At 69.6% G+C, this 12,532-nt stretch carries 14 protein-coding genes, 2 tRNA genes and 1 other RNA gene; 10 read left to right on the top strand and 7 right to left on the bottom strand.

The genetic code is table 11. The features are described from left to right. Nucleotides 1-83 precede the first annotated feature (83 nt). Nucleotides 84-380, top strand: a complete 297-nt coding sequence (locus tag ABD211_RS33865; RefSeq protein ID WP_425560387.1) for an AbrB/MazE/SpoVT family DNA-binding domain-containing protein — start codon at nucleotides 84-86, stop codon at nucleotides 378-380. A gap of 171 nt (nucleotides 381-551) precedes the next feature. Here ABD211_RS33865 and ABD211_RS09825 read toward each other — a convergent pair whose 3' ends face one another. Together ABD211_RS09825 and ABD211_RS09820 are read right to left on the bottom strand one after the other, a co-directional pair. Further along, complete coding sequence (locus tag ABD211_RS09825; RefSeq protein WP_344128556.1) at nucleotides 552-1,460, bottom strand: aminoglycoside phosphotransferase family protein; 909 nt, start codon at nucleotides 1,458-1,460, stop codon at nucleotides 552-554. An 801-nt stretch (nucleotides 1,461-2,261) separates the two neighbouring features. After that, a tRNA-Ser gene (locus ABD211_RS09820) sits at nucleotides 2,262-2,351 on the bottom strand. A gap of 108 nt (nucleotides 2,352-2,459) precedes the next feature. Here ABD211_RS09820 and deoD point away from each other — a divergent pair. Beyond that, nucleotides 2,460-3,167 (top strand): purine-nucleoside phosphorylase, encoded by a 708-nt coding sequence (deoD, locus tag ABD211_RS09815; RefSeq protein WP_344128554.1) that lies wholly within the window; start codon nucleotides 2,460-2,462, stop codon nucleotides 3,165-3,167. Between the two features lie 73 nt (nucleotides 3,168-3,240). On the opposite strand, the gene ABD211_RS09810 is transcribed toward deoD, so the two are convergent. Beyond that, nucleotides 3,241-3,936, bottom strand: a complete 696-nt coding sequence (locus ABD211_RS09810) for a hypothetical protein (RefSeq protein ID WP_344128552.1) — start codon at nucleotides 3,934-3,936, stop codon at nucleotides 3,241-3,243. Between the two features lie 294 nt (nucleotides 3,937-4,230). On the opposite strand from ABD211_RS09810, the gene ABD211_RS09805 reads away from it, so the two are divergent. The 3 genes from ABD211_RS09805 to ABD211_RS09795 are packed head-to-tail and all read left to right on the top strand — an operon-like array spanning nucleotide 4,231 to nucleotide 6,205. Beyond that, nucleotides 4,231-4,617: a GntR family transcriptional regulator gene (locus ABD211_RS09805; protein ID WP_344128550.1), complete on the top strand. Its 387-nt coding sequence runs from the start codon at nucleotides 4,231-4,233 to the stop codon at nucleotides 4,615-4,617. Next, nucleotides 4,614-5,513, top strand: a complete 900-nt coding sequence (locus ABD211_RS09800; protein ID WP_344128548.1) for an ABC transporter ATP-binding protein — start codon at nucleotides 4,614-4,616, stop codon at nucleotides 5,511-5,513. Before ABD211_RS09805 ends, ABD211_RS09800 begins: the two co-directional genes overlap by 4 nt. Next, nucleotides 5,510-6,205, top strand: coding sequence for a hypothetical protein (locus ABD211_RS09795; protein WP_344128546.1), 696 nt, complete (start codon nucleotides 5,510-5,512; stop codon nucleotides 6,203-6,205). The genes ABD211_RS09800 and ABD211_RS09795 overlap by 4 nt, the downstream gene beginning before the upstream one ends. A 50-nt stretch (nucleotides 6,206-6,255) precedes the next feature. Here ABD211_RS09795 and ABD211_RS09790 read toward each other — a convergent pair whose 3' ends face one another. Together ABD211_RS09790 and ABD211_RS09785 are read right to left on the bottom strand one after the other, a co-directional pair. Beyond that, nucleotides 6,256-7,251 carry a hypothetical protein gene (locus ABD211_RS09790; protein WP_344128544.1) on the bottom strand — a complete coding sequence of 332 codons (996 nt, stop codon included), beginning with the start codon at nucleotides 7,249-7,251 and terminating at the stop codon, nucleotides 6,256-6,258. Beyond that, the gene (locus ABD211_RS09785) at nucleotides 7,248-7,733 is read right to left on the bottom strand and encodes a SigE family RNA polymerase sigma factor (RefSeq protein WP_344128542.1); all 486 of its coding nucleotides are present in this window, start codon (nucleotides 7,731-7,733) and stop codon (nucleotides 7,248-7,250) included. The genes ABD211_RS09790 and ABD211_RS09785 overlap by 4 nt, the downstream gene beginning before the upstream one ends. Nucleotides 7,734-8,382: 649 nt before the next feature. Between ABD211_RS09785 and ABD211_RS09780 the strand changes: the two genes are divergently transcribed. The 3 genes from ABD211_RS09780 to ABD211_RS09770 all read left to right on the top strand — a co-directional run bounded on the left by ABD211_RS09780 (nucleotide 8,383) and on the right by ABD211_RS09770 (nucleotide 9,686). After that, entirely contained in the window at nucleotides 8,383-8,607 is a 225-nt protein-coding gene (locus tag ABD211_RS09780; protein WP_344128540.1) for a winged helix-turn-helix domain-containing protein, read from the top strand. An 89-nt stretch (nucleotides 8,608-8,696) separates the two neighbouring features. Beyond that, complete coding sequence (locus ABD211_RS09775) at nucleotides 8,697-9,161, top strand: hypothetical protein (protein ID WP_344128538.1); 465 nt, start codon at nucleotides 8,697-8,699, stop codon at nucleotides 9,159-9,161. Between the two features lie 60 nt (nucleotides 9,162-9,221). Next, entirely contained in the window at nucleotides 9,222-9,686 is a 465-nt protein-coding gene (locus tag ABD211_RS09770) for a DUF3592 domain-containing protein (RefSeq protein WP_344128536.1), read from the top strand. Nucleotides 9,687-9,748: 62 nt separating this feature from the next. Here ABD211_RS09770 and ABD211_RS09765 read toward each other — a convergent pair. After that, nucleotides 9,749-9,836: transfer RNA gene (locus ABD211_RS09765), tRNA-Ser, on the bottom strand. A 53-nt stretch (nucleotides 9,837-9,889) separates the two neighbouring features. Between ABD211_RS09765 and ffs the strand changes: the two genes are divergently transcribed. Then, nucleotides 9,890-9,984: signal recognition particle sRNA small type (ffs, locus tag ABD211_RS09760), an RNA gene on the top strand. Nucleotides 9,985-9,995: 11 nt separating this feature from the next. On the opposite strand, the gene ABD211_RS09755 is transcribed toward ffs, so the two are convergent. After that, a complete protein-coding gene (locus ABD211_RS09755; protein ID WP_344128535.1) occupies nucleotides 9,996-10,691 on the bottom strand; it encodes a hypothetical protein in 696 nt (231 codons plus the stop codon). Nucleotides 10,692-10,819: 128 nt separating this feature from the next. Between ABD211_RS09755 and ABD211_RS09750 the strand changes: the two genes are divergently transcribed. Beyond that, nucleotides 10,820-12,532 (top strand): DNA polymerase III subunit gamma and tau (locus tag ABD211_RS09750; RefSeq protein WP_344128533.1); only part of this gene is annotated, 1,713 nt, incomplete at its 3' end.

The following is a 12,532-nucleotide window of genomic DNA, read 5'->3' as shown; positions in this document are numbered from 1 at the left end:
TACCGAACTAACCGACCGGTCGGTCATATTATTGGCTTCATCACATCGCGTAATTTCGGACTATCAGAAATTCGGAGGCCGCCATGGCAGCTCAACCCGGACACGAAACTGCGACCGGTCGTGCCGTGCTGCGCGCCCGTGGGCAGGTGACACTGCCGGCCCACGTGCGGACGGAGCTGGACCTGCATGATGGCGACGACCTACTGGTGACCGTTGAGGCCGGGCGGGTGGTCCTAACCCGGCGACACTCGTTCCAAGGGACCAGGAGTGGTACTGGACGCCTGAGTGGCAGGCCGGCGAGCGGCAGGCGGATGCCGACCTCGCGGCCGGCAAGCGGGGTCAGATCTTCGGCAGCGATGAGGAGTTCCTTTCCGCGCTGACGGCTGGCGTTGACGACCCCTCTGTGCTGCGGTAACGCGGACCTACGAGCCTGCAGACGTTCGGCGCTGACTACCGCAAGCTGACCCCCGAACAGCGCAAACGATTCCTGGCCTCATCTGGCGTCGCATCGGCACTCATGATGTATTGCGGGCTCCGTAGTTAGCTCCACATCACCGGGTGGCGGCGTCGTTCAGGATGGCGTGCAGTCTGGCGCGGCATTCGGCGACGAACTCCGGGAACGTGTCCCAGTAGTACGCGATCCCGCTGGCGCCCACGGCGATCGCCCACGCCCGGGCGCGCGGCCAGGTCGCCTCGTCGATGCTCACCGCGTTCCAGTAGGACTCCCGGGCCTCGGCCGGCAGGTCCCAGATGGTGGAGTGCTCGGCGTCCGGGAAGCCGATCGACAGGCCGCCGAAGTCGATGACGGCCCGCAGCCGGCCGCCGGCCACCAGGATGTTGGTCGGCTTGAGATCGCCGTGCAGCCACACGTGCGCCCCGGTCGGCTCCGGCATCGCGACGGCGGCGCGCCACATCCGCGCGAGGGCGTCCACGTCGAGTTCGTCGCCGACCTTGGGCCGGCAGTCCTCGATGCACCCGCTGATCCACTCGTCGCAGGGCTTGAGGCTGCCCCCTCGGTACCAGCTGAGATCGTCCGCACGGGTGGCGCCCATCAGGTCGATGCCGTGCAGCGCGTGGACGAACGCCGCCAGCTCGGCGCCGAAGCTGGCCCAGTTCTCGACGGTGTCCGGTCCTGCCTCGGCGCCCTCGATCCAGCGGTAGACCGCCCAGGGCAGCGGAAACATCGGGCCCGGCTCGCCGGCGTGCACCGCCTCGGGGACCGGGTGCGGCAGGAGCGGACCGAGTCGGGGCAGCCACTCCTGCTCCTTGCGCAAGGACTGTGCCTTGTCGGCCGTCCGGGGCAGCCGGACGAGCAGGTCGTCACCCAGCCGGAACATGGTGTTGTCCGTGCCCGCGCCGGCCCGGGCCAGCGGAAGATCGGCCCAGTCGGGCCGTTGATCCGTCAGCAGCGACCTGACGATGGACTCGTCGACCGGAATCTCGCCCTCGTGTAGCGCCACGCCGCGATCCTTGCCGGACCCGGAACCGCGACGCCAGCAGTTTTTCGAGAAGCTCAAGCAGGGCCTCTCGCATTGAGAGGCCCTGCTTATCGCCGGTCAGAGGCTTGGATGCACGCGACGGCCCGGCATCGTTCATCGGTTGCGGAGGCGTGTTCCGTCTCCGGATGGCGATCATGGTGGGTGTTCGGGACGGGAGATCGGCGTCCAGAGCACGAAACCGTAGTGCGGCCAGGGTTTTCGGCTCGAGACGGCGATCTTTCGAGTCGGAACTGGGGTTTGCGGCTCAGTGTCGCGATCATGGGCGGGGTTGGTGTCTGGCCCGCCCGTCGACTTTGCCTTTTGATCAAGTGGCGTCGCCGGCCTGTCGTGAGGGTCGGAAAAGCCGATGTTTGGCCAATTTCGTGTGGTTATCGCGCGCCGAGTTTCGCGCGTACCTGTCCATGCGTCGGTGGTTCCCGCGATGCGGGCCGGGGTCGCCGGGTGGGCAGACGGTGTTGATGCTGGCTCGCGCGCCCCGAGAAAGCGCTCTCGTACAGAAGACATCGATCTTCGCAACTCGCGAGGGGCGGTTTGTCGGTTATAGGGGCGCCGGGACTGCGCGTCCGCACCGCATTCGGCGATCATGGGAGGACGCGCGGCGACGACCGGTGCTCGGACTGCACGCCCGTACCGGAGACAGCGATATCCATCCCGGCGCGGACAACTGAACTGTTGCGCTGGGACCAAGTGAGACCGCATGTGGGCCTAAAGATCAAACACCGGGTCTCCCCTGGTCGGGGAGCCCGGCGTTTGGCCTGCTCGTGGCGGTGGCGCGGGGATTTGAACCCCGGGAGGGCGTAAACCCTCACACGCTTTCGAGGCGTGCTCCTTAGGCCACTCGGACACACCACCGCCGAGAAGGGTACCGGATACCCCGGCGGCCCGTCGAAGAGGTATGCCCCCGGATCAAATCCGCGCCTCCGGGTGTCCGCCGACGACACCCCTGGCAGGATCTGCCCCATGAGTACGCACATCGGCGCCAAGCCGGGCGAGATCGCCGAACGGGTCCTGATGCCGGGCGACCCGCTGCGGGCCAAGTGGATCGCGGAGACGTTCCTGGAGGACGCGACGTGCTACTCCACGGTCCGGAACATGTTCGGCTTCACGGGCACGTACAGGGGCGAGCGGGTGAGCGTGCAGGGGTCGGGCATGGGGATGCCGTCGGCCTCGATCTACTCCCACGAGCTGATCAACGACTACGGGGTGAACACTTTGATCCGGGTCGGCTCGTGCGGGGCGATCACCGACGACATCGGGCTGCGGGACGTGATCGCGGCGATCGGCGCGTCGACGGACTCGAACATGAACCGGTTCCGGTTCGACGGGCTGATCGACTACGCGCCCGTGGCGGACTTCGGGCTGCTGCGCGGCGCGGTCGACGCGGCCGAGGCGCGGGGCATTCCGATGCGGGTGGGGCAGGTGTTCGCCGCCGACGCCTTCTACATCGAGAAGGACCGGTTCTACGACCGGCTGGCCGACTACGGCGTACTCGCGGTGGAGATGGAAACCGCCGCGCTGTACACGATCGCGGCCCGCTACCGGGCGCGGGCCCTGACCATCCTGACGGTGAGCGACCAGCTCAAGACGCACCAGCACGCCACCGCCGAGGAGCGGCAGGAGTCGTTCAGCCAGATGATCGAGGTCGCCCTCGACGCGGCGATCAAGTAGAGATCAGCTAAAGGTCAGCTGACGGGGTCTTTCGCGGCCCGGCCCGAACCGGGCCGGGCCGCGACCCCGCCTCTCAACACGTGTCGAGGCGCTGGGTGTAAAGCATGCGGACGGCGTTCTCGGCGCCCACGATCAGTTTCTGCACGGCCAGTCCGTCGTGCAGGATCAGGTAGGCGACGCCGTTCGGGTTGCGCACGAGCGCCCCGTCGAAGGTGGGCGACCCGGCGGGCGGGGTGAGCCGCTCCGCGTTCGGGTAGGCCCGGTTCAGGTCCGCGATCGCCGTACCCACCATGACGCCCTCGGGCGTGTGCAGCGGCGGGTACGCCCAGATGAACGCCAGCCGGTCGTGGTCGAAGACCGGGTCGGCGTAGTCGATGCCGGCGAACCGCCGGGAGCAGCCGGGGGTGGGCGAGGCCAGTAGGCCGGCCTCGGTGAGTTCGGCGACGGTCTGCCCGATCCGGACGCCGTTCGTCCCCTCGTAGCTGATGACCGTGGGGTCGGTCGAGGCCGAGGTGGGTTGTGGCGCCGGCGTGACGAAGGTGGCCGCCTCGGGGGCGCTGACGCGGGTGGCCGGGGCAGCCGGCGTGGGCCGTGGGGACGGGATGGCCGGGGAGCGGGGCGCGCTGCGGGTGGTGACCGCCGTGTGCCGGTCGGCCGCGTCGCTGCTGGGCGCGGCGCCGATGCTCGAGTTCTCCGGTGTGCAGGCGGTGAGGGCGACTGCGCACAGTCCCGCGCTGACGGCGACGGCCGGCGTGAATGATCGCCTCATCGTCATAACTCGTCCCCCCTTTCGGCCGGGCCGGGTATTTCCCGGCACGGTGTGCCACGGTCGGCCAGCGACCGCCTTGCCTCCGCGCGCCCTTGGGGGGATGTGGGCGCTGCGTATGTGGTGGCGCGTCGGCCGGATCCGGGGGACCGCGGGTGGAGAACCGCTCCGGACACCGACTGGCGCGCCGCACTAACGACAGTAGCTCAGTGCTACGAAATGGCTACCCAACGTGACGTGGGGAAAACCTCATCTTGACATCGAGGTTCCTTGGTTGCATGGTTAGTTACATGAGTAATGAACCGACGGACCGAGGCGATCCGGGTGGATGACGGCCGGCCCATCTTCGTGCAGATCGCCGAGATGATCGAGAACTCGATCGTCGACGGATCGCTCGCCGAGGAGGCGCAGGTGCCCTCCACGAACGAGCTGGCGGCGTTCCACCGGATCAACCCGGCCACCGCCGCGAAGGGCGTCAACCAGCTGGTCGACGAAGGCACCATCTACAAGAGACGAGGGATCGGGATGTTCGTCACCACCGGCGCCCGGGCCAAGCTCATCGCCCGCCGCCGTGACCAGTTCGCCCAGCAGTACCTGCGCCCGCTGCTCGCCGAGGCAAACAAGCTCGGGCTGAGCATCACCGACATCAAGACGCTCATCGACCAGTGGGAGGCGAAGTCATGACCGCGGTCGTCACCGTTGAAGGCCTGTCGAAGACCTTCGGCCGGGTCGCGGCAGTCGACCGGGTCAGCTTCGAACTGCGGGAGAACCGGGTGTACGGGCTGCTCGGCCGCAACGGCGCCGGCAAGACCACGCTCATGCAACTGCTCACCGGCCAGCAGTTCCGCACCGCCGGCGAGATCCGGGTCTTCGGCGAGGACCCCGTGGAGAACGAGTCCGTGCTCGCGAGGATGTGTTTCATCAAGGAGAGTCAGCGCTATCCCGACCAGTTCCAGGTGCGGCATGTGCTCGCCAGCGCGGCGCTGCTCTACCCGAACTGGGACGCGCACTTCGCCGCGTCGCTGGTCGCCGACTTCGCGCTGCCGCCCAAGCGGCCGGTCAAGAAGCTCTCCCGGGGCATGCTGTCCGCCCTCGGCGTCATCGTGGGACTCGCCGCCCGCGCCCCCGTCACCCTCTTCGACGAGCCCTACCTGGGGCTCGACGCGGTCGCCCGGCAGCTGTTCTACGACCGGCTGCTCGCCGACGTCGCGGAGCACCCGCGCACCGTCGTACTCTCCACGCATCTGATCGATGAGGTCGCTGACCTGCTCGAACACGTCATCCTCATCGACCACGGCCGGGTGCTGCTCGACCAGGAGGCCGACGCGCTGCGGGGCGAGGCGGCGCTCGTCACCGGCCCGGCCGGCGCGGTCGACGTGCTCACGGCCGGCCACCAGGTGCTGCACACCGAGCGGCTCGGCGCCGTCACCCGGACCACCGTGCGCGGCTCCTTCGACGCCGACACCCTCGCCGACGCCAGGGCGCGCGGGGTGGCCATCGACCCGGCCACGTTGCAGCAGCTCGTCGTCCGCCTCACGACCCATTCCATCCCCGGTCCCCGCGAGGAGGCGACCCGATGAACCGGGCCCTGCAGGTCGTCCGCATCCAGACGCTCACGGCGCAGAACGGCCTGGTGTGGCCGTGGATCATCATGGCCGGCGCGTTCGTCATCAACGTCGCGCTGTTCAGCGTCATCGGCGACGAGATCCCCGGGGGACCGAAGACCGGCGCCCTGATGAGCATCTTCATCGTCGCGATCGTGTCGAGCACCGTCCTGGTGTACCAGGTCCTGCCGTTCCTGCTCGGCTTCGGCGTCACCCGGCGCACCTTCGTCGCGTCGAGCGCCGTCCTCTGGACGGCCTGGGCGCTGGCCTCGGGCGTCGGCCTCTACCTGTGCGCGCTGGTCGAGCGCGCCACGGACGGCTGGTGGATCGACCTGACCTTCTTCGACCTGCCGTTCCTGACCCGCGACAACCCCATACTGCAGATCCTGGAGTACGCCGCGACGCTCACGGCCATGGTCTTCCTGGGGTTCGCACTCGGCACCGTGCTCCTCCGCTGGGGGGCGAGCGGCTTCTGGATCATCACCCTGGGCGCGACGCTGGTGCTGGGCGCCATCGCCGTGGTCATCACCTGGCAGCACTGGTGGGACAACATCTTCGGCTTCTTCGCCGACCAGCCCGTCAGCGTCCTGCTCACCGTCTGGCCGACGGCGGTCGCGGCACTCGCGGGCGGCGTCACGTACCTGGTCCTGCGGCGGGTGTCCGCCTGACGTGTGTGTCGCCAGGGCCGGGCCGCTCTCGCGACCCGGCCCTGGCGCGTCTACCGGGTGCCGAACCAGTCGTTGGCCGGCTCAGGTCCGATCTGGACCTCGTTGACGACCCGGACCAGCACCGACAGCGGCTCCTCGGCGGCCGCATTCAGGACCAGCCACCGGCCGTCGGTGTGCTGGACACTCAACGTGCCGCGACTGTAGGACCCCTGACGACCCCGGACCGTCACCGGTTCGCCGGCCGAGACTTCCGGCTTCGGGACGAAGCTCAGGCTGAACTGGCGTGGCACCTCGTACGTGTCGCTGTCGACCGACGCGGTGGCGACCTCGTAGTACCTGTCGCCCGACGGTCCGGGGGTGACGGCGATGGTCATCTGGTCACGTGGGATGCCGGCGGGCAGCCAGCCGAACCGGACCGGGACCTCGACCGCGGCGTCGCGGTCCGCGGTGACCGACCGTGCCACGCGCCGGGCCACCTCGGCGGCGTCCGACAGGCCCCGCACGGTCAGCCTGGCCACCGCCCGAGGGTTGATCAACCATGTGATCCTCGACTCGTCCGGCGCCTCGTTGCTCCACGCCGTCAGGCCGTTGATCGTCGTTATCCGTGTCGTGTCGTCGAGCGGACCACTGCCCTCGTAGTGGCCGAGATCGAGGCGGACGCTCACGTCACCGTCGAACCAGGACCGCACCTGGGTGACGGTGGGCATGCCCAACGAGGCCATGCGGACCGTCTCACGTACGCCGGCTGGCAGGTAGGTGGGGCGCAGGGCCATCGCCGCGCGCAGGTTGCCGCTGGCCGGCACGTCGCCCATCGGGATGTCCGGTGGGTAGGTCACATCGGGATCGCGCGAGCTGCGCAGCACGATCGGGAGCCCGACCGCGGCGGCACCGGTGGCCGCGGCGGCCAGCCCGCCCGCGAACAGCATCGTGCGCCGCCCCCGGCGCTTGGCGTCCCGCTCCAGCAGCGTCCGGCGTACCGCCTGCTCATCGGGGGTGAAATCGGCGGCCCGCGCGAACGCGGCGCGGATCAGTTCGTCCTGGGTCATCGCGCCAGCTCTCCTTCCTTGGCGTACGAGGCGCGCAGCGCGGCGAGCGCCCGTGAGCTGTGGCTGCGTACGGTCGCCTCCGAGCAGCCCAGCAGGGCCGCGATATCGGCGTCGGAGCGGTCGTCGAAGTAGCGCAGGGCCAGCACCGCCCGTTGGCGCGGCGGCAGGGCGGCGATCTGGCGCAGCAGCGCGTCACGCTCGTCGACCAGGCCCGCATGGTCCGGCACGGCCGGCAGCAGGGTCTCGTGCAGTTGCCCGACCCGCGCCGCCCAGCGCCGTCGCCAGGACAGGAACTCGTTGAGAATCATGCGTTTCACGTAGAACTCGGGCTTGTCCAGCGCTCCGATGTGGTCCCACCGCTGCTGCGCCCGGATCATCACGTCCTGGACGACGTCCTCCGCCAGTGGCGGGTCGCACGTGACCACCGTGGCGTACCGCATCAGCGCGGCAAGCCGCGCCGCGACGAACTCCTCGAATGTCATCCACCCTCCCAGGTCCGCTAAGTACACGCCTGGCGGGCCCCATCTGTGCAGCCGTGTGGGACCTCACCTCAGCGGCGGTTCCGGCCAACGTTCCGCTGCACGGGTGAGCACGGGCCCGGCTCTTGTGAGGGGCCGCCGGCGCGACGACGCAGCCGGCGCTCGACGAGTTCGTCGGCGCGCCGGGCGTACTCCAACTCGGGGCACGGCTGCCCGTCGGTGCAGTACGGACACATGGTTGGGTCGTGAGCCGTTATCTCGTCGGCGAGATCAGCGCGTACGTGTGAGCGGTACCGCTGAGCGTCGCTCTGACTCATGTGCACCTCCATCGGTTGGCAGCCCGGCGGACCGGAGACGCGTCGCGACCCGCCGGGGCCTTCATGCGGAGCGAATGCTGGCGACGGTCGGGGCGACCACCAAGGCTGTGCCCCGAACGTCGCTTTTGCCGCATCTTGCATGCGGCGCCGAGCCATATCTAAGGGCTCGACCAGAGACAACTAGTGCTCCAAGCGCCAACGAGGAGCGAGTTTCCCGTAGCTGAACCTAATAGATTAGGTTGGTGATCACAAGCGCACGGAGAACCTGATCTATTACGTTTCTTGAGATCAAGAAGGGAGGGTGGTGTTATGGCAGGGCCAACGAGGAGCCTGACATGCCGCGCGCGCCACGCTACCCAGAGATCGTGGAAGACATCCGGGAAAAGATCCGTGAGGGCGTACTTCGCCCGGGTGACCCCCTGCCGTCGATCGAGCAGTTGAAGGCTCAGTACGAGGTGTCGTACGGCCCGGTCCGCACCGCGATGCTCGTCCTCAAGGCCGAAGGGCTGATCCGGGGCGAACCGGGCCGCGCCGTGTTCGTGGCCACGCAAGCGGAGTAACGGCCTCCGTCCAGTCGCCCGAAGAGATCTTGACGTCGGGCGGTGCGCGCTCCATGATCACGCGAGTTTAAAGATCGCCAGGAGCAAGCATGTACACGATGACCGTGAACCCGGAGTACTACGAAAGTCTGTTGCTGCCGCAATTGGAGCCGGACCCCACCGGGCAGCGGGAGATCGTGTCGCTTCCCATTCCGCACTTCCTGCGTAAGACCGCGATCTGGCAGCTGCCCTACGCCGCGGCTGAGGCGCGTCGGGTGCGGCGGTTCCAGGTGGTTCTCAAGATCAGCATCGTCGTAAGCCTGGCGATTACGGCCGGGTTCATCTACTTCGCGTGCGCGAGCAGCGTCAACTGGACGCTGTGGGGCATTCTCGTGGCAGCGACCATCGTTAGGTCGGTGCTCTTTCGCTTGCTGCGTCCGGCGGGGTTTCCCGTCTACAAGCGGGGCGTCGGCCTGACCTTCAGCGGACTGCCGCAGGACTTCGTCGAGCGCGTGGCGGAGATGAACCCGCCGAGCGCGGTCTTCATCACCCCGGCCGCGGCGCCCGTCGCCTGAATCCGGCTGGCGGGCGGGTTTTGCGGAGTCCCTACGCTGGTGACCAGACGGGGGGTTCCGATGGCGAACGGGCGACGGACCGAGGAGCAGCGGTTCACCATACGGCATGCGCTGATCATGCTGACGACGTTCGCGTTCGGCGTGGCCCTGCTGGTGGGCGGGCTGATTCGGTTCAACGACCACCGGGTGTTGGGCGACCGGGGTGTTGTCACCACGGCCACGGTACTGGAACTCGGTAGGAAGTCCGCCGAGGTCCGCTTCGTCTCACTCTCGGGCGAAACGGTGACGGCCCGCGTCCACGATCAGGGTTCCGGGCCGTACGAGGTCGGCGGGCCTATGTCGGTCAGCTACGACCCGGATGACCCCGCGGGTCGCGTCGAGGACGTCGACGGCACGAACGCCGCGATCACGCGCTGGCTCTACACCGTCAGCGGCCTGGGCATCATCGGCCTCAACGTCTTCGGTGCGTGGTGGTGGTCCACCCGGGGCCGGACCGCCGGTGCCCGTGCGCGGCGCCGGAACTGAGACCGAATACGCGTAGGGCCGGCCCCGATCAGGGCCGGCCCTACGCGTATGTGCTGTTCAGGTGGCGGAGGATACGAGATTCGAACTCGTGAGGGTTTTATCCCAACACGCTTTCCAAGCGTGCGCCCTAGGCCTCTAGGCGAATCCTCCGCCGGCAACGATACCGAAGGGTTGGCGCCCCGCGCACTCGGGTACAGTAGTCCGCAGCCTCTCGTGCGGCGTACATCTCGTGAACCTCCCCAGGGCCGGAAGGCAGCAAGGATAAGCGGGCTCTGGCGGGTGCACGGGAGGCCCTTTACGTTCCCGGGCCTAGCGGGTGCCCGGCGGGTGGGCGGCGAGGAACGCGCGGACGGCGCGCGAGGCCGCGAGCGCGGCCCGGATCTGTTCGTGGGCTGCCTCAACGGTCCGGCTGATCCGTGCCAGCGCGGCCGGGCGGGCGGCGATCGCCGCGTCGGCCTGGCCGCGCAGCAGCCGGCCCGCCTGGGCGAGCGACGTACGCAGGGTGGCCAGCGACGCCTGCGCCGGGCGGGTGTCGACCCCCGTCGCCGCGACGGCCGCCACCCGGCCGACGAACCGGTGCCGCACCTCGCCGAGCGAGACGATCGTGGCCGCGTCGGTGTCGGCCGAGATGACTGTGCGCACCTTGTCGCGGATGGCGCCGAAGGCGTCCTGGCTGTTGGTCAGTGTGGTCGCGTGGACGCGCAGGGCGCGGTTGGTCCGTTCGGCCATGACGCGCGCCCGCAGTCGGGTGAGCCCGGCCCGCTCGCGGGTGATGATCGAGGTCAGGGCGGCGCGGTGCCGCCGGGTCAGGTGTTCGGACTCGGCCACGATCCGGGTGGAGCCGGTCAGGGACGCGAGCCGTTCGTCGATGCGGCCGGCGACCTGGGCACGGTGCGTGTTGACGTCCTCCGCCGCGGCGGACGCCTGGCCACCGGGCATGAGCAGGCCGGCGGCCAGACCGCCGGCGAGTGCGAGGCCGAGAAGACGGCGCGTGATGTTGGTCATGCCGGCCAGTCTCGCGGCCGAGAAACGGATTCCAAAGGACAAAACACATTAAAAGTACGTATGCCGCGTGGCGCCTCGCCGGAGCTGGACTCATGTCGCGCGTCGCACCGGCGCGGTAGGTTGTCCGCGTGGCTCTGGCGCTGTACCGCAAGTACCGGCCGCGTACGTTCGCCGAGGTCATCGGGCAGGATCACGTCACCGCGCCGTTGATCCAGGCGCTACGTACGGGCCGGCTCCATCACGCGTACCTGTTCTCCGGCCCGCGCGGCTGCGGGAAGACCTCGTCCGCGCGCATCCTCGCGCGCTCGCTGAACTGCGAGAAGGGCCCGACGCCCGAGCCGTGCGGCGAGTGCGAGTCGTGCCGTGCCCTCGCCCCCGACGGAGCCGGCTCGATCGACGTCATCGAGATCGACGCGGCCAGCCACGGCGGCGTCGACGACGCCCGTGACCTGCGCGAACGCGCGTTCTTCGCGCCCGTGCAGAGCCGCTTCAAGGTGTACGTGATCGACGAGGCCCACATGGTCTCGACCCAGGGCTTCAACGCCCTGCTCAAGCTCGTCGAGGAACCTCCTTCGTACATCAAGTTCATCTTCGCGACGACCGAGCCGGAGAAGGTCCTCGGCACCATCCGCTCCCGGACCCACCACTACCCCTTCCGGCTGATTCCGCCGGGCGTGATGCGGCCCCATCTGGAGCAGCTCTGCGCCTCCGAGGGCGTCGCGGTGGAGCCGGCCGTGTTCCCGCTCGTGGTGCGCGCCGGCGGCGGCAGCGCCCGCGACTCGCAGTCCGTGCTCGACCAGCTCATCGCCGGCTCGGGCGACGGTGGCGTGACGTACGCGCACGCGGTCGCCCTCCTCGGCGTCACCGACGGCGCCCTGCTCGACGAGGTCTGCGACGCGCTCGCGGCCGGCGACGGCGCCACGGCGTACGCGGGGGTGGACAAGGTGGCCGAGGCCGGGCACGACCCGCGCCGGTTCGCCAGTGACCTGTTGGAGCGCCTGCGGGATCTGATCATCCTGCAGCAGGTGCCGGACGCGATCGACAAGGGCATCATCGACGGCCCGCCCGACGAGCTCGACCGGATGGCGGCCCAGGCCAGCCGCTTCGGCCCGGCGACCCTGTCCCGGATGGCCGACATGCTGCACAACGGCCTCACCGAGATGCGCGGCACGACCAACCCGCGCCTGCTGCTGGAGCTGGTCATCGCCCGGATGCTGCTGCCCGGCGCCGACGACTCTGCGGCCGCCCTGCTGCAGCGCATGGAACGCATGGAGCGTCGCCTCGCCGCCGCCCCCGAAGGCACGGCCGCGACCCACGCCCCACCAATGCACACCCCGGCAGCACACACCCCGGCAGCGCCCGTCCCGACCGCGGCGCCGGCCGACCCGGCGCCGGTGGCAACGCCCGCAGCCGCCGCGCCGGCCGTGCCCTCCGATCCCGCGCCAGCCCTGCGCCACGACGCGGCACCCGCGCCGGCCGGGCAGCTCGATGTGGCGGCGATCCGGCTGGTCTGGGACGACCTGCTCACCGCCGTGCGCCGCAAGAGCCAGAAGACCGCCGCGCTGGCGCGCGACGCGGTCGTACGCGCCCTCGACGGCGACACGGTCGTCCTCGTCGTGAAGTCGGCGGCCCTGGCGACGATGCTCACCGACAACTCGCCCCTGCTGGTCGAGGCGCTCTACGAGCGGTTCGGCGGCACGTGGCAGATCCGCTGCGAGATCGGCGGCGACGGCGGCGGCCCGCGCGTCTCCCCCGGCTCGGCACCCGCCCAGGCCACCCGGCCGGGCGCGGGTCGGGACGCCGGCGGACGTGTCCCGGCGCGCACCGGCGACGCCGGCGGC

It is taken from the genome of Luedemannella flava, from assembly GCF_039528515.1.
Lineage (GTDB): Bacteria > Actinomycetota > Actinomycetes > Mycobacteriales > Micromonosporaceae > Luedemannella > Luedemannella flava.
This window is presented reverse-complemented; position numbering and strand designations above follow the sequence as displayed.